The organism is Pseudomonas sp. PvP001 (assembly GCF_040546375.1).
GTDB lineage: Bacteria > Pseudomonadota > Gammaproteobacteria > Pseudomonadales > Pseudomonadaceae > Aquipseudomonas > Aquipseudomonas coleopterorum.
This window is the reverse complement of record NZ_JBEPNQ010000001.1, coordinates 2106274-2132490: the sequence shown is the minus strand read 5'-3', so window position 1 is coordinate 2132490 and position 26217 is coordinate 2106274. Positions and strand designations below refer to the sequence as shown.

The following is a 26217-nucleotide window of genomic DNA, read 5'->3' as shown; positions in this document are numbered from 1 at the left end:
GCATGTAACTAAATGCAGCGGCCGCTGTCGCCGCGAGCCAGGGCTGCTTCAGAACAGCCGGGCGAGCAACACCGCCACGGCGGTTTCAACCCGCAGGATGCGTTCGCCGAGTTGAACAGGCTGCAGGCCCGCCTCCTTGAGCAGATCGATCTCGTAGGGAATCCAGCCGCCTTCCGGGCCGATGGCCAGCGTGACCGGCTCGGCGAGCTGGCGCGGGCAGGGCGGATAGTCGCCGGGGTGCCCGACCAGGCCCAGGGTGCCGGCGCGCAGGGCGGGGAGGCGATCTTCGACGAAGGGTTTGAAGCGCTTTTCGATTACCACTTCCGGAAGCTGCGTGTCGCGGGCCTGTTCCAGACCCAGCACAAGCTGTTCGCGAATGGCGGCGGGCTCCAGAAACGGGGTCTGCCAGAAGCTTTTCTCGACCCGGTAACTGTTCACCAGCACCACCTTGGCTACCCCCATGGTGGCAATGGTCTGGAATACCCGACGAAGCATTTTCGGCCGGGGCAGCGCCAGGATCAGGGTCAGCGGCAGCTTGGCCGGTGGTGCCTGGTCGAGCACCACGTCCAGCTCGGCTTCGTGGCCTTCCAGACGCACCACCTCGGCACGGCCCATCAGGCCGTCGAGCTTGCCCACCCGCAGGCTGTCGCCCAGCTCCACGCGATGCACGGACTGCATGTGGGTGAAGCGGCGGTCGCGCAACACCACCTTGTCCGGCGCGATGAAATCGGCCGTTTCGAGCAGCAGCAGGTTCATGCCCGGGTCGCGGGCGGCTGGTCGTTGCGATCGTCTTCCTCGGCGGGTTCGTCACCCCGCTTGCGGATCAGGGCGCCGAACAGGATGCCGATCTCGAACAGCAGCCACATCGGCACTGCCAACAGCGTCTGCGAGAAGATGTCCGGTGGGGTCAGGATCATGCCGACCACGAAGCAGCCGATGATCACATAGGGACGAATCTTGCGCAGGTACTTCACGTCGACCACGCCGATCCACACCAGCAGCACCACTGCTACGGGAATCTCGAACGCCACGCCGAAGGCGAAGAACAGCGTCATGACGAAGTCCAGGTAGCTGGCGATGTCGGTGGCCATGGTCACGCCCACGGGCGTGGCACTGGCGAAGAACTTGAAGACCAGCGGAAAGACCAGGAAATAAGCGAAGGCCATCCCGGCATAGAACAGAAAGATGCTCGATACCAGCAACGGTATGGCGATGCGCTTTTCATGCTTGTACAAGCCCGGCGCGATGAAGCCCCAGACCTGATGCAGGATGATCGGCACGGCCAGGAACAGCGAGACCATCATGGTCAGCTTGAACGGGGTGAGGAACGGCGAGGCCACGTCGGTGGCGATCATCGTTGCGCCAGCCGGCAGGTATTCGCGCAGCGGCGCCGATACCAGGGTGTAGATCTGTTGGGCAAACGAAAACAGCCCGGCGAAGACCAGAAAGATCACGGCAACGCAGCGCAGTAGCCGGGTGCGCAGTTCGGTGAGGTGCGAGACCAGCGGCATCGGCTGGTCATTTTCCGGAATTTCGCTCATGGGGCTCGCGGTGGCTGTGTAGGTTCATTGGAAGTGACGGGTATCGCGACCGCTGCGGCGCTGCTGGTATCGCGCTCGATCACGTCGGCCTGTTGCGCGGTAGTGGCCACGCTGGTCGGGGTGACGGCGGCGCTCACCGCATCGCGGTCCAGCACCGGCTGTGCCTGAGCTCCGGGCGCGATGGGATCGGTCAGTGGCGCAGGAGGCTCGCTCGGCCGCGCAGGACGCTGCGGGTCCAGGATCTTGCGCGCCTGCTCCTCCAGCGACAGCACGTGCTCGTTGTGCAATTGACGACGAATCTCGTCGGCGCCTATCTCGCGTTCGACTTCGGTCTTGATCGCATTGAAGCTGCGCTTCAGACGCCCGATCCACAGCCCTGCGGTTCGCGCGGCACCGGGCAGCCGTTCAGGGCCCAGCACCAACAGGGCGATGAGGCCCACGAGCATGAGTTCACTGAAGCTGATACCGAACATTGATCAGTCTTTCCTGATGGGTTCTTCGACTTTCTGATGCTGGCCGTCGAGGGTGTGCGGCGGAGTCAGCGGCGAGCTGGCCTGCGGGTGCACCGGCTGGGTGGGCTGTTCGGCAGCCGGTTTGTCGTCGTCGTTCATGGCCTTGCGAAAGCCTTTGATCGACTCGCCCACATCGGTGCCCAGGTTCTTGAGTTTCTTGGTGCCGAAGACCAATACCACGACGATCAGGATGACGATCCAGTGTTTCCAATCAAACAGACCCATGATTCAACTCCTCCAAAAAGACATTTCAGGCTGACGGCAGGCGGGCGGCTTTCTCATCGTGACCGGACAGACCGAAGCGGCGGTCCAGTTCATCGAGTACAGCCTGTGGGTGTTGGCCGAGTTGTGCAAGCATGACCAGGCTATGGAACCACAGATCGGCGGTTTCGTAGATGACATCGCTGCAGTCGCCGCTGTGCGCGGCGTCCTTGGCGGCAATGATGGTTTCGACCGATTCTTCGCCCAACTTTTCCAGAATCTTGTTCAAACCCTTGGCGTACAGGCTGGCGACATAGGAGCTGTCGGCGCTGGCGCCCTTGCGTTCTTCGAGTACCGCAGCAACGCGGTCCAGGGTGTCATTCATGGCCATGGCCTGTGTGATAGATGGCATCGGGGTCCTTCAGAACCGGATCGACGACGGTCCATTGGCCGTCCTCGAAGACCCGATAGAAGCAGCTTTGGCGGCCGGTGTGGCAGGCGATGTCGCCGATCTGTTCGACGCTGAGCACGACCACGTCGGCGTCACAGTCCAGGCGCAGTTCATGCAGCTTCTGCACGTGGCCGGACTCCTCGCCCTTGCGCCACAGTTTGCCACGCGAGCGTGACCAATAGATGGCCCGGTTTTCGGCGGCGGTCAGCGCCAGTGCTTCGCGGTTCATCCAGGCCATCATGAGGATGCGCCCGGTCTTGTGATCCTGGGCAATCGCCGGCACCAGGCCGTCGCGGTCCCATTTGATCTCGTCCAGCCAGTCTTTCATGTGCGACTCCGACAACAGAGAGGGCTAGTGTGCCAGCCGATGGCGCCACTGGCTATCGGCGCACGACCAGGTACAAGCCCGATGCCAGCATCAACCAGGCCGGCCAGGCCTGCACACTGTCCAGGGCAATGCCGGAGACCGCAGTCACTGTCCCGCCCACCAACAAGGCACCGCCGAGCAGCCGCAGGGCCCACCGATCATGGCGTTGCTCCCAGGGCGGTGGTGGATCCTTGCGATGAGGCTGAGACATCCGTTCGAGTAGATCGCGGGTCATATTGGCCAGATGCGGCAATTGCTCGACCTGCGATTGAACATTCTGAAACAAAGATTTCGGACTGACCCGCTCGCGCATCCAGCGTTCGAGGAACGGCTGGGCGGTGCTCCACAGGTCCAGGTCCGGGTACAGCTGGCGGCCCAGGCCTTCGATATTGAGCAAGGTCTTCTGCAACAGCACCAGTTGCGGCTGCACTTCCATGTTGAAGCGCCGCGCGGTCTGGAACAGGCGCATCAACACCTGGCCGAAGGAAATGTCCTTGAGCGGCTTCTCGAAGATCGGCTCGCACACGGTACGGATCGCCGCTTCGAATTCGTTGAGCTTGGTTTCCGCCGGAACCCAACCCGAATCGATGTGCAGTTGGGCGACGCGGCGGTAGTCGCGCTTGAAAAAGGCGAACAGGTTGCGCGCCAGGTAATCCTGGTCTTCGGGGGTCAGGCTGCCGACGATGCCGCAGTCGATGGCGATGTAGCGTGGGCTCCAGGGCGCCACGGTACTGACGAAGATGTTGCCCGGGTGCATGTCGGCGTGGAAGAAGCTGTCGCGAAAGACCTGGGTGAAGAAAATCTCGACACCGCGCTCGGCCAGCAGCTTCATGTCGGTGCGCTGGTCGGCCAGGGCGGCCATGTCGGTGACCTGCACGCCGTAGATGCGCTCCATCACCAGCACCTTGGGTCGGCACCAGTCCCAGTACACCTGGGGCACGTAGAGCAGACCCGAATCCTCGAAGTTGCGCCGCAACTGGCTGGAGTTGGCCGCCTCGCGCAGCAGGTCGAGCTCGTCGTAGATGGTCCGCTCGTAGTCGGCGACCACGTCCACCGGGTGCAGCAGGCGGGCGTCGGCCGACAGTCGCTCGGCCTGGCGGGCCAGCAGGAACAGCCAGGCCAGATCCTGGCCGATGACCGATCTGAGCCCTGGACGTATGACCTTGACCACCACCTCTTCGCCAGTCTTGAGCCGCGCCGCGTGGACCTGGGCCACCGAGGCCGAAGCCAGCGGCTCGACGTCGAAGCGACTGAACACGTCGGTGATCTTCGCCCCCAGCTGCTGTTCGATCAGGGCCATGGCCTGCTTGGGATCGAACGGCGGTACGCGGTCCTGCAGCAGCATCAGCTCATCGGCGATGTCTTCGGGCAGCAGGTCGCGGCGGGTGGAGAGGATCTGCCCGAACTTGATGAAAATCGGCCCCAGGTCCTGCAACGCCAGGCGCAGGCGCGCGCCCCGGTTGAGCTCCTGGCGGCTGCGCGGCAGCCAGCGCCAGGGCATGGCGAACCGGGTGATCTTCAGCCACCACGGCAGTGGCAGAGCGAACATCAGGTCATCGAGGCGGTAGCGGATCACGACGCGCTGGATGCGCAACAGACGGCGGACGGCAAGCAGCTTCATGCGTTATCGCTGGAGTTGTGGGATCGGGCGAGGCGCTCAATACGCGCCTCGAGGCGTTCGACATCGACTTTCAAAGCATCCAGCTCATTGAAACGGGCCTGGGCTTCCTGCTCGCCTACCAGAGTACGCGCTTCCTCGGCCAGGTATTCGCCCAAATTCTGGGTCGCCGTGGCCAGACCTTCACGGGTCCAGCCCGTGCGGCTGCGCAGGTGCCCGGCCAGCAACGAGGTCGGCACCGGGCCAAGCCAGCGTGAGACTTCGTATTCCCAGTCCAGTTCAAGGTCCTGCAGCACCTTCACCAGCTCGAGCAGGGCAGCGCTGTCGCCGTCCAGATCGACCTGGGGGCTGTGCAGCACGGCGGTCTTGTCCTTGCGCAGCGCCAACTGCACCAAGCTGGCGGCCGGCGCCCGCAAGGTGCAGTCGGCCGGCGTGGCCCATTGCTGGGCCAGCATCAGGCCATTGGCACTGGGCAGGACGTAGAGCGTAAAGGAAGGCTGGCGGCCCTGGATGGCAATCACCTTGCCATGCAGGTGCGCCAGGCGCGGCAGCGCCGTGGCGTCCAGACGCAGCACACGGTTGAGGCCGTGTTCGACACTGGCGATCAGGCCGCCGAGCAACATCAGGGCTTGATCCCGCGGTGCAGCGCGACGATGCCGCTGGTCATGTTGTGGTAGGTGACGCGGTCGAAACCGGCCTGCACCATCATGGCCTTGAGGGTTTCCTGATCGGGGTGCATGCGGATCGACTCGGCGAGGTAGCGGTAGCTTTCCGAATCGTTGGTGATCAGTTTGCCGGCCAGCGGCATGAACGCGAACGAATAGGCGTCGTAGACCTTGGACATCAGCTTGTTGGTGGGCTTGGAGAACTCCAGCACCAGCAGGCGACCGCCCGGCTTGAGCACACGCAGCATGGAGGCGATGGCCGCTTCCTTGTGCGTGACGTTGCGCAGACCGAAGGCGATGGTCACGCAATCGAAGTGATTGTCGGGGAACGGCAGCTTTTCGGCGTCGGCCTGGACGAACTCGATGTTGCCGGCCACGCCACGGTCGAGCAGTCGGTCACGACCGACCTTGAGCATGGAGGCATTGATGTCGGCCAGTACGACCTGACCGGTCGGCCCGACCAGATCGGAGAACTTGCGTGCCAGATCGCCCGTACCGCCAGCGATGTCCAGCACTCGGTTACCCACGCGCACGCCGGACAGCTCGATGGTGAAGCGCTTCCACAACCGGTGCATGCCGCCGGACAGCACGTCGTTCATCAAGTCGTACTTGGCCGCTACCGAGTGGAACACCTCGGCGACCTTTTCGGCTTTCTGGCTTTCCGGTACGTGCTTGTAGCCGAAGTGAGTGGTGGGTTCGGCATCGCCGCCTTTGCGCTGATCATTCATATCGCTGTCACCAGGAAAAATTACGCACCATTCTAAGCCGCACAAGGGCGCTTTGTCTTGGCGCGATGGATTGCCAGGGCATCCGCGTTAAACTGTGCGCCATTGAACCCATTACCCGGAGTCCCCGATGACCCAGATCAACGTCGAACGCAAACACAATCTGGGCCGCGATGCGGCTCGGCAGAAGGCTGAAGTGGTGGTGCAGAAGCTGATCGACCGCTATGACGTGCAGGCCACCTGGCAGGGCGATACGGTGGCGGTCAAGCGCAGCGGCGCGCAGGGAACCGTGCAGATCGACGACGAAGCGATTCGAATCGACCTGAAGCTGGGCATGATGCTGGCGATGATGAGCGGTACGATCCAGAGCGAGATCGAAAAGGCGTTGGACAAGGCCCTGGCGGCCTAGAGCATCAACCTCACCACGGACTCGGCGGGGTCGCGGGATTTGCCGGCGGCGCGTAATTGTTCCAGGTAGTCGGCCCAGAGCTGCTCCTGGCGCAACGCCAACTGGTACAGGTAGTCCCAGGTGAACAGGCCGCTGTCATGGCCGTCGTCGAAAGTCAGCTTCAGGGCGTACTGGCCAGCCGGCTCCACCTTGGTCAGGCCGACCCCTAGTTTACCCACCTGCAGAATCGGCTTGCCGTGGCCCTGGACCTCGGCGGACGGCGAGTGCACGCGCAGGAACTCGGCAGGCAGGTGGAACACCTCGCCGGGGCCATACGTCAGACTCAGGGTCTTGGAGGCCTTGTGCAGGTTGATGGCGCTCGGGATTTTGCTCATGGTCGTTCTCGATATCCCAGCAGTGCCTGCTTCGCGGCCGCTGACCGCTCCTACGAACCCAGCCTGCGGGAACGATCATTGACGTTGCCCGCGGGCCGCGTCCCGTAGAAGCGTTCAGCGGCCGCGAAGGCCGCACCGCGACATGACAGGCCGTATTACAGAATGTAGCGCGACAGGTCTTCGTTCTGCGCCAACTCGCCCAGATGGCTGTTCACATACTCGGCATCGATCTGGATCGGCGCTTCGCTGTGCGCGGCAGCCATGTCACCGGCGCTGAACGAGACTTCCTCCAGCAACCGCTCCAGCAGCGTGTGCAGGCGACGGGCACCGATGTTCTCGGTCTTTTCGTTGACCTGCCAGGCGATCTCGGCCAGACGCTTGATGCCTTCGGGCACGAACTCGATGTTCAAGCCTTCGGTCTTCAGCAGCTCGCGGTACTGTTCGGTCAGCGACGCATGGGGCTCGCTCAGGATGCGCTCGAAATCCTGCGGGCTCAATGCCTTGAGTTCGACGCGAATCGGCAGGCGACCCTGCAACTCGGGCACCAGGTCGCTCGGCTTGCTCAGGTGGAACGCGCCCGAAGCGATGAACAGGATGTGGTCGGTCTTGACCATGCCCAGCTTGGTGTTGACCGTGCAGCCTTCGATCAACGGCAGCAAGTCGCGCTGCACGCCTTCACGGGACACGTCGGCGCCACCCACGTTGCCGCGCTTGGCCACCTTGTCGATTTCGTCGATGAAGACAATACCGTGCTGCTCGACCGCTTCCAGCGCCTTGGCCTTGAGCTCTTCTTCATTGACCAGACGACCGGCTTCTTCGTCGCGGACCATTTTCAGCGCGTCCTTGACCTTGAGCTTGCGGCTTTTCTTCTTGCCCTTGCCCATGTTGGCGAACAGGCTCTGCAGCTGGTTGGTCATTTCTTCCATGCCGGGAGGGGCGGAGATGTCCACGCCACCCATCTGCTCGGCCACTTCGATCTCGATTTCCTTGTCATCCAGCTGACCTTCGCGCAGGCGCTTGCGGAACAGCTGGCGGGTGTTCGAATCGTTGCTCACCGGCTCTTCGTTGAAGCCTGCACGGGCAGCAGGCAGCAGCGCGTCGAGAATACGCTCTTCGGCTGCGTCTTCGGCACGATGGCGGACCTTGACCATTTCCTGCTCACGCAGCAGTTTGATGGCCGCATCGGCCAGGTCGCGGATGATCGATTCGACATCGCGGCCCACGTAGCCGACTTCGGTGAACTTGGTCGCTTCGACCTTGATGAACGGCGCATTGGCGAGCTTGGCCAGGCGGCGGGCGATTTCAGTCTTGCCGACGCCGGTCGGGCCGATCATCAGGATGTTCTTGGGCGTCACTTCGACGCGCAGCTCTTCGGGCAGCTGCATGCGCCGCCAGCGGTTGCGCAGGGCAATGGCGACGGCGCGTTTGGCATCGTCCTGGCCAATGATATGGCGATTGAGTTCGTGGACGATTTCGCGGGGGGTCATGGACATGGTGTGTTCCGGACTCGAAGGTTCAGTGCGCGTGGTCTTCTGTGAAGATCATCCCAGGTGGGCGCGGCGACTGATCACTGGGCGAGATCCTGCTCCTCGATGGTCATGTTGTGATTGGTGAACACGCAGATGTCGCCAGCGATGCCCAGGGCGGTCTCGACGATTTCACGGGCGCCCAGCTCGGTCTTCTTCAGCAGTGCGCTGGCAGCGGCTTGCGCGAAGGCGCCGCCGGAACCCATGGCGATCAGCCCATCTTCGGGTTCGACCACGTCACCGTTGCCGGTGATGATCAAGGACGCATCCTTGTTGGCCACGGCCAGCATCGCCTCCAGGCGGCTCAGCGAGCGGTCGGTACGCCACTCCTTGGCCAGCTCCACGGCGGCACGGACCAGATGGCCCTGGTGTTTCTCGAGTTGACCTTCGAAACGTTCGAAGAGGGTGAAGGCGTCGGCGGTGGCACCGGCAAAGCCGGCGATGACCTGACCGTGGTACAGGCGCCGGACTTTCTTGGCGTTGCCTTTCATCACGGTGTTGCCGAGGGAAACCTGGCCGTCGCCGCCCATGACGACTTTGCCATGACGGCGGACTGAAACGATGGTGGTCAAGGGGAGAGTCTCCACGCAGCGGGGCGAAAATGCCCTGATGGAAACGGATATGGGGGTGGGTGAGGGGATTTCAACCTTTGCGGGTTGTGGGGGGCGTGGAGACAGCTCGCGGCGTATCAGGAAATTTGCGGTGGGCCCTTCGCGGGCAGAGGGCTCGCCGCCCGCCCCGCTCCCACAGGGCCCGCGCTCACAGGCGCGCGCAGCATCTGTGGGAGCGGAGCCTGTGGGAGCGGGCTCTGCCCGCGAAGGGCCCACCGCCGATGTGCAGACTTACTGCCGAATCTGCCTTTGCTGCAACAGCAGGTTACTAAATCCACTGCCCGCCAGTTGCTTCTGCGCCACGGTCAGTTGCTCGCGGTTGCTGAACGGACCCACCAGTACCCGGTACCAGGTGTCCTCCTTGACCGTTCCGGACTCGACGTTAACCGACTGCCCCAGCAGGATGATCTGCGCCCGCACCCGGTCGGCGTCCGCCTGCTTGCGGAACGAACCCGCCTGCAGATAGAACTGGGTGGTCGCTGCGGGCTTGATCACGGGCGGGGCCGGCGGCGGAGTCGCACCACTGAGCGCCGCCTGGGCGCGTGCAGTATCGATCTTGGCCGCTTCGGCCGGCGTGACGGGTGCCTGGGCCGGAATCGGTGGTGTCTTCTCGGGAACCGCCTCGGGCGGCACGATGACCTCCGATTCCGGCAGCAGGGTGTAGAAGTCGTACTTGGGCTTGACCGGTGCCTGAGGGCTGGGCGGGGTCTTGTTCGCCTCGGCGATCTTCTCCGCCTTCGCCTGCTCGGCCTTGACGCGCTTCACGTCGCCGTTGCCCGGCTCCAGCTTCATCAGGAACACCACGAACGCGCCCACGCTCAGGCCGATCGCCAGCCACAGCCAGCCCGGGATGGGCTTCTTGGCAGGTGCGGAATTGCGGCTGGCGCCACGTTTGGGTGCGGGTTTTTTCTTGGCAGCCAACTTACATACGCTCCAGTGTTTCCAGGCCCAACAGAGCCAATCCTTGCTTGAGGGTGCGGCCGGTCAGCGCCGCCAGGCGCAGGCGGCTTTGTTGCTGAGCGGGGTTTTCGGCCGCCAGAATCGGGCAGTTCTCGTAGAAGCTGGAAAACAGCCCGGCCACATCGTACAGGTAAGTGCACAGCACATGGGGCGTGCCTTTCTCACCGACGGTGTTCAGCACTTCGGCGAATTGCGCCAGTTTGGCCGCCAATTCCTTCTCGTGTTCGGCTTCCAGCACGATCTGTCCTTCGACGTCCGCGAAGTCCTTGCCCAGCTTGCGGAACACCCCGGCCACGCGGGTGTAGGCGTAGAGCAGGTACGGCGCGGTATTGCCTTCGAAGTTGAGCATCAGGTCGAAGTTGAAGCTGTAGTCGCTGGTGCGATGCTTGGACAGGTCGGCATATTTCACCGCGCCGATGCCCACGGCCTTGGCAATCACCCGCAGGTCGGCCTCGGCGGTCTCGGGATTCTTTTCCTTGACCAGGGTGTAGGCGCGTTGCTCGGCTTCGTCGAGCAGGTCGACCAGCTTCACGGTGCCACCGTCACGGGTCTTGAACGGGCGGCCATCGGCGCCGTTCATGGTGCCGAAACCCATGTGCTCGGGCTGCATGCCGTTGCTGATGAAACCGGCGCGTCGCGCCACCTCGAACACCTGCTGGAAGTGCAGGGCCTGACGCTGATCGACGAAGTACAGCGCGCGGTCGGCCTTGAGCACATTGCTGCGATAGCGCAGCGCAGCCAGGTCGGTGGTGGCATACAGATAGCCGCCACCGGCCTTCTGCACGATCACCGGCAGTGGGGTGCCTTCGGCGGTCTTGAATTCTTCGAGGAACACGCACTGCGCGCCGTTGCTTTCCACCAGCAGGCCCTTGGCGCGCAGGTCGGCGACCACATTGGCCAGGTCGTCGTTGTAGGCGCTTTCGCCCATCACGTCGGCCGGGGTCAGTTTGACGTTCAAGCGCTCGTAGGTGCTCTGGCAGTGGGACAGAGAGATTTCGTTGAAGCGCTTCCACAGCGCCAGGCACTCGGCGTCGCCGGCCTGCAGCTTGACCACCAGGCCGCGGGCACGCTCGGCGAACTCCTCGGACTCGTCGAAACGCTGCTTGGCTGCGCGATAGAAATTCTCCAGGTCGGACAGCTCGTCGCTGGTGGCGGGTTTTTCCTGCAGGTAGGCGAGCAGCATGCCGAACTGCGTGCCCCAGTCACCGACGTGGTTCTGGCGGATCACGGTGTCGCCGAGGAACTCCAGCACATTGGCTACGCCATCGCCGATGATCGTCGAGCGCAGGTGGCCCACGTGCATTTCCTTGGCCAGGTTGGGTGCCGACAGATCGACCACCACGCGCTGCGCCGGGCCGGCCTTGCGCACGCCGATGTGGGCATCGGCCAGCGCAGCATCCAGGCGCGCGGCGAGGGCGGCACTGTTCTGGAAGAAGTTGAGGAAGCCGGGGCCGGCGATCTCGACCTTGCTCACCCCCTCATCGGCCGGCAGCGCGGCAATCAGCTTTTCCGCCAGGTCGCGTGGCTTCATGCCGGCAGGCTTGGCCAGCATCATGGCGATGTTGCTGGCGAAATCGCCGTTCTTCTTGTCTCGCGAGTTTTCCACCTGGATTGCCGGCGTCAGACCTTCTGGCAGCACACCTTCGGCGACGAGGTGGGTCAGGGCTTGTTGAATCAGCTGGCGAATGGTGTCTTTCATGGGGTTCTCGGTCGACCGCGGGTACGGCGGTGCTGTTTGCGCGGGTGGAAAAACTGGGCATTATCCGGTTGTTGGCGGGGGTTGCCAACCCGCAAATCCCCCCTGCAAACCACCACCCCTGTAGCAGCGGCGCAAGCCGCGTCGGCAGACACCGCCGATCCGCGCTCCAGGTGCGCCTATCTCAATACAAATCCACCGGGTCCACATCCAGCGACCAGCGCACCTGGCGCCCGCTCGGCAGTTGCTCCAGTTGCAGCATCCAGGCATTGAGCAAGCGGTGCAGGGGTGCTCGCAACGTCGCCTGCACCAGCAACTGCGCCCGGTAGCGTCCGGCGCGGCGTTCCATGGGGGCAGGCACCGGCCCCAGCAGTTCGAGGCCGCCCAGTGCCAGTTGCGCCACCAAGGCTTCGGCGGCGGCGCAGGCTTCGTCCAGAAAGGCTTCGGCCTGGCCCGGCTTGTGGGCCTCGGCGCGCAGCAGTGCCAGGTGCGCGAACGGTGGCAGGCCGGCGGCGCGGCGTTCGGCCAGGGCCTGCTCGGCGAAGGCGAAGTAACCCTGCTCGGTCAATTGCACCAGCAGCGGATGGTCGGCCAGGTGCGTCTGGATGATCACCTTGCCCGGTTCTTCCGCGCGCCCGGCGCGGCCGGCCACCTGAACGATCAATTGCGCCATGCGCTCGCTGGCGCGGAAGTCACCGGAGAACAGCCCACCGTCGGCATCGAGGATCGACACCAGGGTGACCCGTGGGAAGTGGTGCCCCTTGGCCAGCATCTGGGTGCCGATCAGGATGCACGGTTGGCCCTTCTGGATGGTCGCGAACAACTGGTTCATCGCGTCCTTGCGCGAGGTGCTGTCGCGGTCGACGCGCAGCACCGGGTAGTCGGGAAACAGGATCGCCAGGCGTTCCTCGGCGCGCTCGGTGCCGGCGCCCACCGGCCGCAGGTCCACGGTGCCGCACTTGGGGCACTGGCGCGGTACGCGTTCGACATGGCCGCAGTGATGGCAGCGCAACTCGCCCGAGCGCTGGTGAACAGTCGTGCGCGCATCGCAGCGCGGGCACTCGGACAGCCAGCCGCAATCGTGGCACAGCAGGGTAGGGGCAAAGCCGCGGCGGTTGAGAAACACCAGCACCTGCTGGCCGTTGGCCAAGGTCTGGCCGATGGCCTGCTGCATCGGTCCGCTGATGCCGCTGTCCAGCGGTCGGCTCTTCACATCCAGGCGCAGGAACTTGGGCTGCTGGGCGCCGCCGGCGCGATGGTCGATGCGCAGCAGGCCGTAGCGACCGGTGTAGGCATTGTGCAGGCTTTCCAGGGATGGCGTGGCCGAACCCAGGACGATGGGAATGTCTTCCTGGCTGGCGCGCACCAGCGCCAGGTCACGGGCGTGGTAGCGCAGGCCTTCCTGCTGTTTATAGGAACCGTCGTGTTCTTCGTCGATGATGATCAGCCCAGGGTTCTTCATGGGCGTGAACAGCGCCGAGCGGGTGCCGATGATGATGTCGGCCTCGCCGTCGCGGGCGGCCAGCCAGGCGTCGAGACGGTCGCGGTCGTTGACCGCCGAATGCACCAGCGCGATGCGTGCGTTGAAGCGCTGTTCGAAGCGCGCCAGGGTCTGCGGCCCCAGGTTGATCTCCGGGATCAGCACCAGGGCCTGCTTGCCGGCCTCCAGGCATTCGTGAATCAGCTGCAGGTACACCTCGGTCTTGCCACTGCCGGTCACGCCCGCGAGGAGAAACGCGTGGAAGCCGCCCAGGCTGGCGCGGATCGCCTCGAAGGCGGCGCGTTGCTCTTCGTTGAGCGGCAGTTCCGGTTGCGCCAGCCAGTGTTCCGCGCGCGGGCCGGGGCCATGGCGGCGCACTTCGACGCTGACCAGTTGCTTGGCCAGCAGCAGGTCGAGGCTGTCCTTGTTCAGCTGCAGCTTGCTCAACAGCTGATGCGCCACGCCATGGGGATGCTGGGCCAGGGTCTTGAGGGCGTCGCGCTGCTTGGGTGCGCGGGCGATGCGCGGGTCGTCCAGGCGCGCATCGGCGGCGGCGTGCCAGAAGCGCTCCTGGCGGGCCTCGGCCGGTTCCCCCTGGCGCAGCAGCACCGGCAGTGCCCAACTGAGGGTGTCGCCCAGGCCGTGCTGATAGTACTGCGAGGTCCACAGGCACAGTTTGAACAGCGCCGGCGGCAGCGGGCTGACCGGATCGAGCAGGGCAATGGCCGGCTTGAGTTTGTCGGCCGGTACCTCGCTGTGGCTGACCACCTCGACCAGTATGCCGATCATCTCCCGCCGCCCGAACGGTACCCGCAGGCGCATGCCCGGGGTGAACACGGTCTGCGCCGTGTGGGCAGGCGCCTTGTAGTCGAACAGGCGTCGCAGCGGCGAGGGCAGGGCGAGGCGCAGGATGACGTCGGGCACGCGGGAATTCTCTTGAGTGGAGGCGACTGCAATCGTGGGCGGAGCCAGAGTCACGGCGGGTGACCGCGCTCGAAGGGTTCGAGGTGCGCAGCCTAGCAGACGACGGTCGGCGCAAGCGACAACTTGCGTGTTCGCCGGATTCTGTTAATATACGCGGCCTAATTACGTGCGGTACTCGACAATGGTGTCGGGTGGCGGCACGCAGCCTGAGGAAGTCACCATGAAAGCCGATATCCATCCAGTATACGAAGCCATCGACGCTACCTGCAGCTGCGGTAACGTCATCAAGACCCGTTCGACTCTGGCCAAGCCATTGAGCCTCGACGTCTGCTCCGAATGCCACCCGTTCTACACCGGCAAGCAGAAAACCCTGGACGTTGGCGGTCGTGTTGACCGTTTCAAGCAGCGTTTCGGCGGTTTCGGCGCCAAGAAAGCTTGATTGGTTTGCTCTCGCTGTTGAAGAAGGCGCCCCGTGTGGGCGCCTTTTTTGTGGGCGTCTTCTGGCTGGGCGCCGCACAGGCGGAGGTCTACTGCCCGGCACTGGGCGGGCTGAGCACCGTTCAGGTACGGCAGGTCATCGACGGCGACACCCTGCGCCTGCAGGATGGCCGCAGCGTTCGGCTGATTGGTATCAATGCGCCGGAGATCGGTCGCAAGGGGCAGAGTGACGAGCCCTACGCAGTGGCTGCCCGGCGCCGGTTGCAGGCGTTGGTCGATGACAGCGACGGCTTGGTCGGCCTGCAGCTGGGTCGCGAAAGCAAGGATCGCTATGAGCGCACCCTGGCCAACGTCTATGGCCGCGGCGGCTTGAACTTCGAGGCGCAATTGCTGGCCGAGGGGTTGGCCCTGCAGGTCGCGGTGGCGCCCAATGTCGACCAGGTCGCGTGCCAGCAGAGTGCCGAACGTGCGGCGCGACAGGCCGGGCTGGGCATCTGGCGTCAGTCGCCGGCCATTGCTGCCGCGCAGGTGGAGCGCGCCGGTTTTGCCCTGCTCGGTGGGCGCGTCAGCAAGGTCGAGCGCAACCGCGCCGGGGCCTGGATCGAACTCGACGACTCGGTGGTGCTGCACGTCGCGCCCAAGGTGTTCGGGCTGTTCCCGGACGGCTGGCTCGATACCCTCGAAGGTCGCCAGGTCGAGGCGCGCGGCTGGGTGCTGGATCGCAGCCGGCGCGGCAATCAGGGCGCAGGGCAGTTGCGCTGGATGCTGCCGGTCAGCGACCCCGCCATGGTGCAGATACAGCCCTGAGCCTGTCGACGGCGGCGAGGCATTGGTTGATCCGCAGGCCTTGAACAGGCCTTTCGCGGACCTGGCCATACCCGCCGAAAGTCGTAGGCCAGGGGCCTTGACGCAAGTGACTGGGTAGTCTTGTCGGGTGTAGGCATCTTGCGTATCCTCGCGGGTCTCGTCAGACCAACAGTAAAAGCGGAACGCCCCCATGTCAGATTTGAAAACTGCCGCTCTCGAGTACCATGCCCATCCACGCCCAGGCAAACTGAGCGTCGAACTCACCAAGCCCACTGCCACCGCCCGTGATCTGTCGCTGGCCTACAGCCCAGGCGTGGCCGAGCCCGTTCGCGAAATCGGTCGCGATCCCGAACTGGCCTACAAGTACACCGGCAAGGGCAACCTGGTAGCGGTCATCTCCGACGGCACCGCCATCCTGGGCCTGGGCAACCTCGGCCCACTGGCTTCCAAACCGGTCATGGAAGGCAAGGGCGTTCTGTTCAAGCGTTTCGCCGGCATCGACGTCTTCGACATCGAAGTGGACTCGGAAAGCCCGCAGGCCTTCATCGACACCGTCAAGCGCATCTCGATCACCTTCGGCGGCATCAACCTGGAAGACATCAAGGCGCCCGAGTGCTTCGAGATCGAACGCGCCCTGATCGAACAGTGCGACATTCCGGTGTTCCATGATGACCAGCACGGCACCGCCATCGTCACCGCGGCCGGCATGATCAACGCCCTGGAAATCGCTGGCAAGACCCTGGAAGACGCCAAGATCGTCTGCCTCGGCGCCGGCGCTGCGGCCATCTCCTGCATGAAGTTGCTGGTGAGCATGGGCGCTCGCATCGAAAACATCTTCATGATCGACCGCACCGGCGTGATCCACGCCGGTCGTGACGACCTGAACCAGTACAAGGCGGTCTTCGCCCACACCACCGACAAGCGCACCCTGGCCGATGCCTTGCAGGGCGCCGACGTGTTCGTCGGTCTGTCGGGTCCGAACCTGCTGAGCGCCGAAGGCCTGAAGTCGATGGCGGCCAACCCGATCGTGTTCGCCTGCTCCAACCCCGATCCGGAAATCTCCCCGGAATTGGCGCACGCCACCCGTGACGACGTGATCATGGCCACCGGCCGTTCCGACTACCCGAACCAGGTCAACAACGTCCTGGGCTTCCCATTCATCTTCCGTGGTGCCCTGGACGTCCGCGCCAAGCGCATCAACGAAGAGATGAAGATCGCCGCTGCCAACGCCCTGCGCGAACTGGCCAAGCTGCCGGTCCCTCAGGAAGTCTGCGATGCCTACGGCGGCATCTCCCTGGAATTCGGCCGCGAGTACATCATTCCCAAGCCAATGGACCCACGCCTGATCACCCTGATCTCCGACGCCGTGGCCAAGGCCGCGATCGAGACCGGTGTGGCCACCCTGCCGTACCCCAAGCACTACCCGCTCAACAGCGTGGATGACGTGTTCAACGGCTGATCCCTTGAACGCCCCATGAAAAAAGCCCCGGCTCGCGAGAGTCGGGGCTTTTTTGTGGATCGTCTATCGGCACATGGCGACAGGAGGTCCACGCATTACGTCAGATCCAAAATCTCCTTGTATCCCAGCCAGGTCGGAATCCTATCACCGACATGTCCAATCCGGCTTTTGCCATGGCGGCGGGAGCGCTGAGCAGGGCACTCTTGAATCGTTGCTTCCAGTCCGACTCTGGATCGATCACTGCCAGAAGTGCCACCAAGGGCACGGCCCGCGCTGCGACCCGGCCTCGATCGGTATGGTCTGGAAACTCCGCCCTTAGCGATTTCGCGACGCCTGGTGCGTTGACCAAATTGTTCTTGTTCCAGAAGCGGGAGTGATGAGCGCAGACATTTCGTAGCAAGTTGATACTTCTGAACCAGGTGACCAATATCTTTTCGTCGAAGCCGAAGGCTTTGGCGATGGCTTTTTTGGTAGGGTAGAAGCAGGCTTGCGTACAGATAAGACAATGGCCCGAATGTCGTTGCTTCCAGGATGACCCAAATAGGCGGGTAGGGAGGCGAGTCATAGGTATCGAGGTAGTGCTCGACAGCTTGATGTTTGCATGTGGTGGGGTCGGTCGCCGCACGCATGAACGACGCATGCGCCTGCGTGTTGATGAAGTGTGCCGAATCCAGGTAGAAATGAGGGCCCGCCAGCGTATTGATGATTGCAGCTCGCATTGCTACTTCTATGCGTTCAACCGCGTCCAGACAGATAAGCCTGAGCTGTCTGTCAAAATCATAAAGCGCCAGAATGTCATCGAACTCGACGCCTGAGAAAAACAACCTGTCTCGGTTGCTTTGAAGTGGCCGCATATAGATGAGTAATCGATAGTAGCCAATCAGTTGTAGGGCGTGCAGAGCCCTTTCTGGTTGAGGGACGGCCAAGCCTTTGGCCTCAAGATGTGCGAGTAGATCGAGGGGGGCTTTAGCGTGCTTGTTGTAGGCTATCTGTGGGGCCATCGGAGCATCCTGCTCACTATATTGCGCACAAAAAGAAACCCCCTGGTGCGCAGTTCAGGCCAAGGCCCGCCCGAGGCGTGGAGGTTGTGGTTGGCTTCGATGCTACTGATGCGGCTGGTGCGCGTCAATTCGATGCAAGCCAGTAACCTGAATGCATTTGCATCAGGCTATGTCGACAACACCTGGACCAGGCAGGCCAACCCCGAAGCAGGTGTAAACCCAGATCGGGGATTGGCCGTTGCGACCACAGGGCCGGTTTGATCAGAACAGATCGATCGGCGCCGATTCATCGGCCGGGAGCGGGCTGCCAGGTGCGCTGCCGCCGCCGAACTCGCTGTTGGAGGGCGGGGTGTCTTCGCTCTTGAACAGTTCGAAGTAGGCGCCGGGTGTGCCCGGGGCAGCCGCACGGCCGCTGATCGGGTCCACCCGCAGGCTCAGGATGCCTTCGGGCTCGGGCTGCACGTGGGCGGGCTTGTCTTTCAGTGCAGCGCCCATGTAGGTCATCCAGATCGGCAGCGAGACGGTACCGCCAAACTCGTGCCGGCCCAAGGTTTCGGGCTGGTCGAAGCCGGACCACACGGTAGTGATGTAGTCGGCGTTGTAGCCCGAGAACCAGGCGTCCTTCGAGTCGTTGGTGGTCCCCGTCTTGCCGGCCAGATCGGTTCGGCCCAGCGCCATGGCGCGGCGCCCGGTGCCCTTCTTGATCACGTCCTCGAGCATGCTGGTAAGGATGAACGCGGTGCGCCCGTCGATGACGCGCTCGGCGATCACCGGTGCCGGTGGCGCGCCTGGAGTCAGGGTCGCATCGACGCCGATCGGTGCCGGTTCCGGCGCAGGCGTGCCTGGCGCGGGCTGGGGCGACGCGGCCGCGACTTCGTCAGCCGGTACGGTCGGCGGATTGGCGCGGAACAGGGTTTCACCGTTGCGGCTGTCGATCCGCTCGATCAGGTAGGGCGACACCTTGTAGCCACCGTTGGCGAACACACTCCAGCCGGTGGCGATTTCCATCGGCGTCAGGGTCGCGGTGCCCAGCGCCAGCGACAGGTTGCGCGGCAGGTCCTGCTTGTTGAAGCCGAACTTGCTGATGTAGTCGATGGTGCTGTCCACGCCAAGGCTTTGCAGAACCCGGATGGACACCAGGTTGCGCGACTTGTACAACGCTTCGCGCAGGCGGATGGGGCCCAGGAAAGTGTTGGTGTCGTTCTTCGGTCGCCAGACCTTGTCCACCGATTCGTCGACGAAGACGATGGGCGCATCGTTGACCAGGCTGGCGGGCGTGTAGCCCTTGTCCAGTGCGGCACTGTAGATGAACGGCTTGAAGCTCGAACCAGGCTGGCGCTTGGCCTGCATGGCGCGGTTGTAGTTGCTCTGCTCGAACGAGAAGCCGCCGACCAGGGCGCGGATGGCACCGGTACGCGGGTCCAGCGAGACCAGCGCGCTCTGCACGGTCGGTACCTGGCTGAACTTCAAGGTGCCATCGTCTTGACGCTGCACGCGGATCAAGTCGCCGATCTGCGCGACGTCCGCAGGCTGGGTCGGCATGCGTCCGACGCTGTTGGTGTTCATGAACGGACGTGCCCATTTCATGCTGTCCCAGGCGATCGATTCCTGCTTGTCGTCACGGGTGAGCACGACAATGCCGGTCTTGTCGACCTTGGTCACGATGGCCGGCTCCAGGCCGTTCAGCGGACGCTGGCGGGTCAGTTCGACCGCCCACTCGCGTGGCGTCTTGCCCGGCAGGCGCGCTTCGGGTCCACGATAGCCGTGGCGCTGATCATAGGCGATCAGCCCGGCACTGATGGCGTGGTTGGCGTCTTCCTGCAGGTTGCTGGGCACCGTGGTGGTGACGTTGAAACCCTGGGTGTAGGCGTCGCTGCCGTAGCGCCCGACCATCTCGGCGCGGGCCATCTCGGCGATCCACGGCGCGCTGACTTCCGGCGTGGGCACGTGGTAGCTGGCGTTGAGTGGCTCGTTGATGGCGGCGTTGTAGCTGGCTTCGTCGATCTTGCCCAGGCGGAACATGCGCCCCAGGATCCAGTCGCGACGCTCCTTGCTGCGCACCGGATTGGCCAGCGGGTTGAAGCGCGATGGCGCCTTGGGCAGGCCGGCGATCATCGCCATCTGCGCCAGGCTGACGTCGCGAATCGACTTGCCGTAGTACACCTGTGCAGCGGCTTCGATACCGTAGGCCCGGTTGCCCAGGTAGATCTTGTTCACATACAACTCGAGAATCTCGTCCTTGGTAAGTTGGCGCTCGATTTGCAAGGCAAGAAGGATTTCAGTGATTTTGCGGGAAAAACTGCGTTCGGACGTCAAGAAATAGTTCTTGGCGACCTGCATGGTGATGGTACTGCCGCCGGTCTGGATATGACCGCTGCGCACCAGCTGCGAGGCGGCGCGCATCAGGCTGCTGGGGTCGACGCCGTAATGGTTTTCGAAATTGTCGTCCTCGGCGGACAACAGGGCTTGGATGAAATGTGGCGGAATCTCGGCGAACTTGATCGGCGAACGGCGCATCTCGCCGAACTCGGCGATCAGTTTTCCGTCGCTGCTGAACACCCGCAGGGGGATCTGCAGCTCTACGCTGCGCAGGGCGTCGACAGACGGCAGGCTGGGGCTAAGATACAGAAATGCCCCACTGAGCACGAGCAACAGCCCGCAGAACACGGCGAGGAAAGACCACCAGAAAAACTTCAGCAGGCGTATCAAGGCTTTTGGATTTCCAGATAAAAGAATGGGTTAAGCGCAGCACGCGGTACGTGGAAAAAACGCTGGGCATTATAAGCATTTTTCGGCCCGGAGCGTCATTTGCGCTTCTGTCAAGACTGCTATTAAATGCCCCGTACGACAAAGGGTCCGTAAGTCGCGGATAGTAATAGGGAATCGGTTGTGCGTGGACTCTTCAGCAAGAAAGCACATTCGCTATTGGGCATCGATATCAGCTCCACATCGGTCAAACTGCTCGAGCTGAGCCGCACGGGCAACCGTTTCCGGGTCGAGTCGTATGCCGTGGAGCCGCTGCCGGCCAATGCCGTGGTCGAAAAGAACATCGCCGAGCTCGAGGGCGTGGGTCATGCCTTGAGCCGCGTGCTGGTCAAGGCGCGTACCGGCACGCGCATCGTGGCCGTGGCCGTGGCCGGTTCCGCGGTGATCACCAAGACCATCGAGATGGACGCCGGGCTGTCCGACGACGAACTGGAAACCCAGCTCAAGGTCGAGGCCGACCAGTACATTCCCTATCCACTGGAAGAAGTTGCCATCGACTTCGAAGTGCAGGGCTATTCGACGCGCAACCCGGAGCGGGTCGAGGTGCTGCTGGCCGCCTGTCGCAAGGAGAACGTCGAGGTGCGCGAGGCCGCCCTGGCCCTGGCCGGGCTGAGCGCCAAGGTGGTCGACGTCGAGGCGTATGCCCTGGAGCGCGCTTTCGGCCTGCTCACCGCGCAGCTGGCCGGGGGCAATCAGGCCCTGACCGTGGCCGTGGTGGACATCGGCGCGACCATGACCACCCTCAGCGTGCTGCACAACGGCCGCATCATCTATACCCGCGAGCAGCTGTTCGGCGGGCGTCAGCTGACCGAGGAAATCCAGCGCCGCTACGGCCTGTCCAACGAGGAAGCCGGCCTGGCCAAGAAGCAGGGCGGGCTGCCCGACGACTACGTGGCCGAAGTGCTGCAGCCGTTCAAGGACGCCGTGGTGCAGCAGGTGTCGCGCTCGCTGCAGTTCTTCTTCGCCGCCGGCCAGTTCAACGATGTCGACTACATCATGCTCGCCGGCGGCACTGCCTCCATTTCCGGTCTGGATCGGCTGATCCAGCAACGCCTGGGCACCCCGACCCTGGTGGCCAACCCGTTCGCCGACATGGCCCTGAGCAGCCGAGTCAATGCCGGCGCCCTGGCCAGTGACGCACCGGCCCTGATGATCGCCTGTGGCCTGGCGCTGAGGAGCTTCGACTAGATGGCAAGGATCAACCTGCTGCCGTGGCGCGAGCAGCTGCGTGAAGAGCGCAAGCGACACTTTCTGATGGCCATGGCCGGTGTAGTGGTAGGCGCCATCGCGATCATCTTTCTGGCAGACCGATTCATCGGCAATGCCATCGACATCCAGACGGCGCGCAATGCCCACCTGCAGTCCGAGATCGTCCTGCTCGACCAGCGCATCAAGTCGATCAGCGAGCTCAAGGCGCGGCGCAAGCAGTTGCTCGAACGCATGAAGACCATCCAGGATCTGCAGGGCAACCGGCCGATCATCGGGCGCATCTTCGACCAGATGGCGCGCACGCTGCCCGACGGTGTGTACTTCACCGACGTGAAGATGACCGACAAGAACATCGCCATTGCCGGCGCTGCCGAAACCAACAATCGCGTGTCCGACCTGCTGCGCAACCTCGACGCCTCGCCCTGGCTGGAAGCCCCGACCCTCAACGAGGTCAAGGCCAACACCAGTGCCGACGTCAACGGCGCCAACAGTTTCCAGCTGACCGTGCGCCAGACGGCGCCGGTGCCTGCCGATGGGGACGACAAATGAACCCGTCGAGCTGGATGGAAAGCCTGCGCAAGGTCGAGCTCAGCGAGCTTGACCTCAACAACATCGGTTCCTGGCCCACCGCCGTCAAGGTGATCGCCGGCGTGCTGCTCATGGCACTGATTCTGGGCCTGGGCTACAACTTTCACATTTCCGACCTTGAAGCGCAGTTGCAGCAGCAGGCCGACCAGGAGGCTACGCTCAAGGAGCAGTTCTCCACCAAGGCTTTCCAGGCGGCGAACTTGGAGACCTATACCGAACAGATGAAAGAGATGGAAACCTCGTTCGGTGCCATGCTGCGACAATTGCCCAGCGACACCGAGGTTCCGGGCCTGCTCGAAGACATCACCCGCACCGGTCTGGGCTCGGGGCTGGAGTTCGAGGAAATAAAACTGTTGCCTGAAGTGACCCAGCAGTTTTATATCGAGCTGCCGATACAGATCAGCGTGACCGGCACCTACCATGACCTGGCCACTTTCGTCAGCGGTGTGGCCAGCCTGCCGCGGATCGTCACCCTTCACGATTTCGAAGTGAAGCCGGTGGATCCCAAGGCCAGCAACAGCCAGCTGCGCATGAGCATCCTGGCCAAGACCTACCGTTACAATGACCAAGGCCTGCCTGGGACGAATGCGGTACCGGCACAGGGGCAAGCGAAATGAGGGCGGTTTTCGTGGCGGGTCTGGCGATGTGCACGCTGGTGCTGGCCGGATGTGGTGGCAGTGGCGATTTCGCCGACCTGGATGCATTCATGGCCGAGGTCAAGGCGCGGCCCAAGGGCAAGATCGAACCGATACCGCGCTTTGCGCCCTATCAGGCGTTCAGCTACGAGGCTGCATCGTTGCGCAGCCCGTTCCAGCCACCGATCAAGATCGAACTGGTGAACAGGCAGAAGGGCTCCAGGCTCATCAAGCCGGACACGACGCGGGTCAAGCAATTCCTGGAGGGTTTCAACATCGAGGAATTCGAAATGGTCGGTACGCTGGGCAATGCCGGCGGACGCTACGCCCTGATGCGCGGTGCCGGTGGCGTGCATCGACTGAAGGCGGGCGATTACCTGGGTCGCAACGACGGGCGGATCATCGCCATCAGCGATGCCCAGGTCGATGTCATTGAAATCGTTCCCGATGGGGATGGTGGTTGGTTGGAGCGGCCTCGCACCATCCCGCTCAAAGAGCGCTCGTAAAGGGCTGGGTCAAGCATGTCTAGTGGAACTCGAAAATGAACAGGATTCTCTCAGCCTTCGGTATTTCGCTAGGGATAGCGATGCTTTCACCGATTGTCATGGCCGCGAACTTGAAGACGCTCGACGTTGCTTCCCTGCCCGGTGATCGCGTCGAGCTCAAGCTCTCGTTCGACGGCCCGGTCACGGCGCCGCGCGGCTACACCACCGAGCAACCGGCGCGCATCGCCCTCGACTTGCCCGGTGTGACCAGCCAACTGGGCGCGCGCAGCCGCGACCTGGGCGTGGGCAATGCTCGCAGCGTGGTCGTGGTCGAGGCCACCGACCGCACGCGGGTCATCGTCAACCTGACCAAGCTGGCGCCTTACAGCACCCGCGTGCAGGGCAATGACCTGTTCGTGCTGGTGGGCGAGGGCGCCGCTGCGCTGCAGGGCACGTCGTTGCCGGCCCCGACGTCTACGCCGACCACGCCCCGTCCCGCGTCGCGACCTGCGGCGGTGTCTTCGCCGGCGCCGGCGACCTCGCGAGTGGCGGTGCCGGCCGGGCGCGCCATTCGCAACGTCGATTTCCAGCGCGGCGAGCTGGGCGAAGGCAATGTGATCATCGATCTCAGTGACCCGACCATCAGCCCCGACATTCAAGAGCAGGGCGGCAAGATCCTCCTCAACTTCGCCCGCACGCAACTGCCCGAGGCATTGCGTGTGCGCCTGGACGTCAAGGATTTCGCCACCCCGGTACAGTTCGTCAATTCCTCGGCCAGCGCCAATGGCGCGACCGTGTCCATCGAACCCAGTGGCACCTTCGACTACTCCTCGTACCAGACCGAAAACCGGCTGACCATCAGCGTGCGACCGCTGACCAACGAGGACGTGGCGCGGCGCAACGTCGAGCGCAACGTCTATACCGGGGAGAAGCTGTCGCTGAACTTCCAGGACATCGACGTGCGATCGGTGCTGCAATTGATCGCCGACTTCACCAACCTCAACCTGGTGGCCAGCGACACGGTGCAGGGTGGCATCACCCTGCGCCTGCAGAACGTGCCATGGGACCAGGCGCTGGACCTGGTGCTCAAGACCAAGGGCCTGGACAAGCGCAAGGTCGGCAACGTGTTGCTGGTGGCGCCGGCCGACGAGATCGCTGCCCGCGAGCGCCAGGAACTGGAGTCGCAACGGCAGATCCAGGAGCTCGCGCCGCTGCGCCGTGAGCTGATGCAGGTCAACTACGCCAAGGCTGCCGACATCGCCAAGCTGTTCCAGTCGGTGACCCGCGGTGAAAACGTCGAGACCGAGCGCGGCTCGATCACGGTCGACGAACGCACCAACAACATCATCGCCTACCAGACCCAGGACCGCCTCGACGAACTGCGCCGCATCGTCACCCAACTGGACATCCCGGTACGGCAGGTGATGATCGAAGCCCGCATCGTCGAAGCCAACGTCGGCTACGACAAGGCGCTGGGCGTGCGCTGGGGCGGCTCGACCAACCTGCGCGGCAAGCACAACTGGACTGCCTACGGCCTGGACAACAACGGCGACGAAGCCGGCAACACCGGTGCCGAGGTGGGCAGCAACACGCCCTTCATCGACCTGGGCGCCGCCGATGCGACCTCCGGGATCGGCCTGGGCTTCGTGACCAACAACGTCCTGCTGGACCTCGAGCTCAGTGCCATGGAGAGTACCGGCAACGGCGAAATCGTCTCGCAGCCCAAGGTGGTGACCTCCGACAAGGAAACCGCGAAGATCCTCAAGGGCACCGAGGTGCCGTACCAGGAAGCCAGTTCCAGCGGTGCCACCACGGTATCGTTCAAGGAGGCGTCGCTGTCGCTCGAGGTGACGCCGCAGATCACCCCGGACAGTCGCATCATCATGGAAGTGAAGGTCACCAAGGATGAGCCCGACTACCTGAACGCCGTACTGGGCGTGCCGCCCATCAGCAAGAACGAGGTCAACGCCAAGGTATTGGTCAACGACGGCGAAACCATCGTCATCGGCGGGGTTTTCTCCAACACGCAAAGTAAAACCGTGGACAAGGTGCCCTTTTTGGGCGACGTGCCGTATGTTGGGCGCCTTTTCCGTCGGGATGTCGTGTCGGAAGCCAAATCCGAGCTGCTGGTATTCTTGACACCGCGTATCATGAATAACCAGGCGATTGCTGTGAGTCGTTGATTCTGTGCGAAATTTGATACTTGTTGGGCCAATGGGTGCAGGCAAGAGCACCATTGGCCGTCTGCTGGCCAAAGAGCTCCGGTTGCCGTTCAAGGATTCCGACAAGGAAATCGAGACCCGTACCGGGGCGAATATCCCGTGGATCTTCGACCAGGAAGGCGAGGTCGGCTTTCGCGATCGCGAGCAGGCCATGCTGGCCGAGCTGTGCGAATTCGACGGTCTGGTGCTGGCCACCGGCGGTGGCGCCGTCATGCGCGACGCCAATCGCCAGGCACTGCACGCCGGTGGGCGCGTGGTGTACCTGCACGCCTCGGTGGAGCAACAGGTGGGCCGCACGGCGCGTGATCGCAATCGGCCGCTATTGCGTACCGCCAATCCAGAGGCCACGCTGCGGGCCCTGCTGGCGGTGCGCGATCCGCTGTACCGCGAGATCGCCGATCTGGTGGTGCAGACCGACGAGCGTCCGCCGCGCATGGTGGTGCTCGATATCCTCGAACGTCTGCAACGCCTGCCGCCGCGCTGAGGCGCGTGCAGCCGAGGGTGTTCGCGGCGCTTGCAGGGCCGTTTGGCGCTACCGTGATTTCAT

The 26217-nt window shown here is 63.5% G+C and carries 27 protein-coding genes and 1 pseudogene; 10 read left to right on the top strand and 18 right to left on the bottom strand.

All coding sequences use genetic code 11. From position 1 onward, the window contains the following. Positions 1-48: 48 nt before the first annotated feature. The 9 genes from ABMD26_RS09755 to ubiE are packed head-to-tail and all read right to left on the bottom strand — an operon-like array spanning position 49 to position 6083. The gene (locus ABMD26_RS09755) at positions 49-756 is read right to left on the bottom strand and encodes a 16S rRNA (uracil(1498)-N(3))-methyltransferase (protein WP_354309264.1); all 708 of its coding nucleotides are present in this window, start codon (positions 754-756) and stop codon (positions 49-51) included. Then, on the bottom strand, positions 753-1541 hold the full coding sequence (tatC, locus tag ABMD26_RS09750; protein ID WP_049861751.1) for a twin-arginine translocase subunit TatC: 789 nt from the start codon (positions 1539-1541) through the stop codon (positions 753-755). The genes ABMD26_RS09755 and tatC overlap by 4 nt, the downstream gene beginning before the upstream one ends. Then, on the bottom strand, positions 1538-2014 hold the full coding sequence (tatB, locus tag ABMD26_RS09745; RefSeq protein WP_354309261.1) for a Sec-independent protein translocase protein TatB: 477 nt from the start codon (positions 2012-2014) through the stop codon (positions 1538-1540). The genes tatC and tatB overlap by 4 nt, the downstream gene beginning before the upstream one ends. A 3-nt stretch (positions 2015-2017) precedes the next feature. Further along, positions 2018-2278 (bottom strand): twin-arginine translocase TatA/TatE family subunit, encoded by a 261-nt coding sequence (locus ABMD26_RS09740; protein WP_049861753.1) that lies wholly within the window; start codon positions 2276-2278, stop codon positions 2018-2020. Between the two features lie 25 nt (positions 2279-2303). Next, complete coding sequence (locus ABMD26_RS09735) at positions 2304-2639, bottom strand: phosphoribosyl-ATP diphosphatase (protein ID WP_049861754.1); 336 nt, start codon at positions 2637-2639, stop codon at positions 2304-2306. After that, the gene (hisI, locus tag ABMD26_RS09730; protein ID WP_056844435.1) at positions 2632-3033 is read right to left on the bottom strand and encodes a phosphoribosyl-AMP cyclohydrolase; all 402 of its coding nucleotides are present in this window, start codon (positions 3031-3033) and stop codon (positions 2632-2634) included. Before hisI ends, ABMD26_RS09735 begins: the two co-directional genes overlap by 8 nt. A gap of 52 nt (positions 3034-3085) precedes the next feature. Next, entirely contained in the window at positions 3086-4693 is a 1608-nt protein-coding gene (gene ubiB, locus ABMD26_RS09725; protein ID WP_354309258.1) for a ubiquinone biosynthesis regulatory protein kinase UbiB, read from the bottom strand. Beyond that, positions 4690-5313: a ubiquinone biosynthesis accessory factor UbiJ gene (locus tag ABMD26_RS09720; protein WP_090355674.1), complete on the bottom strand. Its 624-nt coding sequence runs from the start codon at positions 5311-5313 to the stop codon at positions 4690-4692. The genes ubiB and ABMD26_RS09720 overlap by 4 nt, the downstream gene beginning before the upstream one ends. Further along, positions 5313-6083 (bottom strand): bifunctional demethylmenaquinone methyltransferase/2-methoxy-6-polyprenyl-1,4-benzoquinol methylase UbiE, encoded by a 771-nt coding sequence (ubiE, locus tag ABMD26_RS09715; RefSeq protein ID WP_043191385.1) that lies wholly within the window; start codon positions 6081-6083, stop codon positions 5313-5315. The genes ABMD26_RS09720 and ubiE overlap by 1 nt, the downstream gene beginning before the upstream one ends. 127 nt (positions 6084-6210) lie before the next feature. On the opposite strand from ubiE, the gene ABMD26_RS09710 reads away from it, so the two are divergent. Then, on the top strand, positions 6211-6489 hold the full coding sequence (locus tag ABMD26_RS09710; RefSeq protein ID WP_043191383.1) for a polyhydroxyalkanoic acid system family protein: 279 nt from the start codon (positions 6211-6213) through the stop codon (positions 6487-6489). Here ABMD26_RS09710 and ABMD26_RS09705 read toward each other — a convergent pair. The 6 genes from ABMD26_RS09705 to ABMD26_RS09680 form a co-directional block, all read right to left on the bottom strand. Further along, positions 6486-6863 (bottom strand): gamma-butyrobetaine hydroxylase family protein, encoded by a 378-nt coding sequence (locus tag ABMD26_RS09705; protein ID WP_320522912.1) that lies wholly within the window; start codon positions 6861-6863, stop codon positions 6486-6488. The two genes, ABMD26_RS09710 and ABMD26_RS09705, sit on opposite strands and share 4 nt — an antisense overlap. Before the next feature lie 155 nt (positions 6864-7018). Continuing rightward, positions 7019-8356, bottom strand: a complete 1338-nt coding sequence (gene hslU, locus ABMD26_RS09700) for an ATP-dependent protease ATPase subunit HslU (protein WP_043191381.1) — start codon at positions 8354-8356, stop codon at positions 7019-7021. Positions 8357-8430: 74 nt separating this feature from the next. Then, positions 8431-8961 carry an ATP-dependent protease subunit HslV gene (hslV, locus tag ABMD26_RS09695; RefSeq protein WP_049861759.1) on the bottom strand — a complete coding sequence of 177 codons (531 nt, stop codon included), beginning with the start codon at positions 8959-8961 and terminating at the stop codon, positions 8431-8433. A 270-nt stretch (positions 8962-9231) separates the two neighbouring features. Then, positions 9232-9921, bottom strand: coding sequence for an SPOR domain-containing protein (locus tag ABMD26_RS09690; protein WP_056844431.1), 690 nt, complete (start codon positions 9919-9921; stop codon positions 9232-9234). Position 9922: 1 nt separating this feature from the next. After that, positions 9923-11659, bottom strand: a complete 1737-nt coding sequence (gene argS / locus ABMD26_RS09685) for an arginine--tRNA ligase (protein WP_354309254.1) — start codon at positions 11657-11659, stop codon at positions 9923-9925. A 181-nt stretch (positions 11660-11840) separates the two neighbouring features. Further along, positions 11841-14060, bottom strand: a complete 2220-nt coding sequence (locus ABMD26_RS09680) for a primosomal protein N' (protein WP_049861762.1) — start codon at positions 14058-14060, stop codon at positions 11841-11843. 220 nt (positions 14061-14280) lie between these two features. On the opposite strand from ABMD26_RS09680, the gene rpmE reads away from it, so the two are divergent. The 3 genes from rpmE (at position 14281) to ABMD26_RS09665 (ending at position 16764) form a co-directional block, all read left to right on the top strand. Beyond that, positions 14281-14499 (top strand): 50S ribosomal protein L31, encoded by a 219-nt coding sequence (gene rpmE, locus ABMD26_RS09675; RefSeq protein WP_043193699.1) that lies wholly within the window; start codon positions 14281-14283, stop codon positions 14497-14499. Positions 14500-14534: 35 nt separating this feature from the next. Further along, positions 14535-15305 carry a thermonuclease family protein gene (locus ABMD26_RS09670; RefSeq protein WP_502948310.1) on the top strand — a complete coding sequence of 257 codons (771 nt, stop codon included), beginning with the start codon at positions 14535-14537 and terminating at the stop codon, positions 15303-15305. Positions 15306-15495: 190 nt separating this feature from the next. Beyond that, complete coding sequence (locus ABMD26_RS09665; RefSeq protein WP_354309251.1) at positions 15496-16764, top strand: malic enzyme-like NAD(P)-binding protein; 1269 nt, start codon at positions 15496-15498, stop codon at positions 16762-16764. 100 nt (positions 16765-16864) lie between these two features. Here the strand turns inward: ABMD26_RS09665 and ABMD26_RS09660 are convergent, their stop codons facing one another. From ABMD26_RS09660 to ABMD26_RS09650, 3 genes and pseudogenes are all read right to left on the bottom strand, one after another. After that, the gene (locus ABMD26_RS09660) at positions 16865-17329 is read right to left on the bottom strand and encodes an Abi family protein (RefSeq protein ID WP_354311817.1); all 465 of its coding nucleotides are present in this window, start codon (positions 17327-17329) and stop codon (positions 16865-16867) included. Beyond that, positions 17298-17618 (bottom strand): annotated as a pseudogene (locus ABMD26_RS09655) (Abi family protein); the annotation flags it as partial. The pseudogene ABMD26_RS09655 and the gene ABMD26_RS09660, both read right to left, overlap by 32 nt. 408 nt (positions 17619-18026) lie before the next feature. Beyond that, complete coding sequence (locus tag ABMD26_RS09650) at positions 18027-20474, bottom strand: penicillin-binding protein 1A (protein ID WP_354309249.1); 2448 nt, start codon at positions 20472-20474, stop codon at positions 18027-18029. A 180-nt stretch (positions 20475-20654) separates the two neighbouring features. Between ABMD26_RS09650 and ABMD26_RS09645 the strand changes: the two genes are divergently transcribed. The 6 genes from ABMD26_RS09645 to aroK are packed head-to-tail and all read left to right on the top strand — an operon-like array spanning position 20655 to position 26154. Further along, positions 20655-21719 carry a pilus assembly protein PilM gene (locus ABMD26_RS09645; protein ID WP_354309247.1) on the top strand — a complete coding sequence of 355 codons (1065 nt, stop codon included), beginning with the start codon at positions 20655-20657 and terminating at the stop codon, positions 21717-21719. Further along, a complete protein-coding gene (locus ABMD26_RS09640; protein WP_049861766.1) occupies positions 21720-22289 on the top strand; it encodes a PilN domain-containing protein in 570 nt (189 codons plus the stop codon). It abuts the gene before it with no gap. Beyond that, positions 22286-22945, top strand: coding sequence for a type 4a pilus biogenesis protein PilO (gene pilO / locus ABMD26_RS09635; protein ID WP_090355687.1), 660 nt, complete (start codon positions 22286-22288; stop codon positions 22943-22945). Before ABMD26_RS09640 ends, pilO begins: the two co-directional genes overlap by 4 nt. Beyond that, complete coding sequence (gene pilP, locus ABMD26_RS09630; protein ID WP_354309244.1) at positions 22942-23469, top strand: type 4a pilus biogenesis lipoprotein PilP; 528 nt, start codon at positions 22942-22944, stop codon at positions 23467-23469. Before pilO ends, pilP begins: the two co-directional genes overlap by 4 nt. 35 nt (positions 23470-23504) lie before the next feature. Next, the gene (locus ABMD26_RS09625) at positions 23505-25631 is read left to right on the top strand and encodes a type IV pilus secretin PilQ (RefSeq protein ID WP_134722918.1); all 2127 of its coding nucleotides are present in this window, start codon (positions 23505-23507) and stop codon (positions 25629-25631) included. A 4-nt stretch (positions 25632-25635) separates the two neighbouring features. Further along, positions 25636-26154 (top strand): shikimate kinase AroK, encoded by a 519-nt coding sequence (gene aroK, locus ABMD26_RS09620; RefSeq protein WP_056844424.1) that lies wholly within the window; start codon positions 25636-25638, stop codon positions 26152-26154. Positions 26155-26217 lie beyond the last annotated feature (63 nt).

What these genes read in the sequence shown, in the direction of transcription:
- ABMD26_RS09755 (WP_354309264.1), bottom strand. Translation starts at nt 756, where the DNA reads ATGAACCTGCTGCTGCTCGAAACGGCCGATTTCATCGCGCCGGACAAG.
- tatC (WP_049861751.1), bottom strand. Translation starts at nt 1,541, where the DNA reads ATGAGCGAAATTCCGGAAAATGACCAGCCGATGCCGCTGGTCTCGCAC.
- tatB (WP_354309261.1), bottom strand. Translation starts at nt 2,014, where the DNA reads ATGTTCGGTATCAGCTTCAGTGAACTCATGCTCGTGGGCCTCATCGCC.
- ABMD26_RS09740 (WP_049861753.1), bottom strand. Translation starts at nt 2,278, where the DNA reads ATGGGTCTGTTTGATTGGAAACACTGGATCGTCATCCTGATCGTCGTG.
- ABMD26_RS09735 (WP_049861754.1), bottom strand. Translation starts at nt 2,639, where the DNA reads ATGAATGACACCCTGGACCGCGTTGCTGCGGTACTCGAAGAACGCAAG.
- hisI (WP_056844435.1), bottom strand. Translation starts at nt 3,033, where the DNA reads ATGAAAGACTGGCTGGACGAGATCAAATGGGACCGCGACGGCCTGGTG.
- ubiB (WP_354309258.1), bottom strand. Translation starts at nt 4,693, where the DNA reads ATGAAGCTGCTTGCCGTCCGCCGTCTGTTGCGCATCCAGCGCGTCGTG.
- ABMD26_RS09720 (WP_090355674.1), bottom strand. Translation starts at nt 5,313, where the DNA reads ATGTTGCTCGGCGGCCTGATCGCCAGTGTCGAACACGGCCTCAACCGT.
- ubiE (WP_043191385.1), bottom strand. Translation starts at nt 6,083, where the DNA reads ATGAATGATCAGCGCAAAGGCGGCGATGCCGAACCCACCACTCACTTC.
- ABMD26_RS09710 (WP_043191383.1), top strand. Translation starts at nt 6,211, where the DNA reads ATGACCCAGATCAACGTCGAACGCAAACACAATCTGGGCCGCGATGCG.
- ABMD26_RS09705 (WP_320522912.1), bottom strand. Translation starts at nt 6,863, where the DNA reads ATGAGCAAAATCCCGAGCGCCATCAACCTGCACAAGGCCTCCAAGACC.
- hslU (WP_043191381.1), bottom strand. Translation starts at nt 8,356, where the DNA reads ATGTCCATGACCCCCCGCGAAATCGTCCACGAACTCAATCGCCATATC.
- argS (WP_354309254.1), bottom strand. Translation starts at nt 11,659, where the DNA reads ATGAAAGACACCATTCGCCAGCTGATTCAACAAGCCCTGACCCACCTC.
- rpmE (WP_043193699.1), top strand. Translation starts at nt 14,281, where the DNA reads ATGAAAGCCGATATCCATCCAGTATACGAAGCCATCGACGCTACCTGC.
- ABMD26_RS09665 (WP_354309251.1), top strand. Translation starts at nt 15,496, where the DNA reads ATGTCAGATTTGAAAACTGCCGCTCTCGAGTACCATGCCCATCCACGC.
- ABMD26_RS09660 (WP_354311817.1), bottom strand. Translation starts at nt 17,329, where the DNA reads ATGACTCGCCTCCCTACCCGCCTATTTGGGTCATCCTGGAAGCAACGA.
- ABMD26_RS09640 (WP_049861766.1), top strand. Translation starts at nt 21,720, where the DNA reads ATGGCAAGGATCAACCTGCTGCCGTGGCGCGAGCAGCTGCGTGAAGAG.
- pilO (WP_090355687.1), top strand. Translation starts at nt 22,286, where the DNA reads ATGAACCCGTCGAGCTGGATGGAAAGCCTGCGCAAGGTCGAGCTCAGC.
- pilP (WP_354309244.1), top strand. Translation starts at nt 22,942, where the DNA reads ATGAGGGCGGTTTTCGTGGCGGGTCTGGCGATGTGCACGCTGGTGCTG.
- ABMD26_RS09625 (WP_134722918.1), top strand. Translation starts at nt 23,505, where the DNA reads ATGAACAGGATTCTCTCAGCCTTCGGTATTTCGCTAGGGATAGCGATG.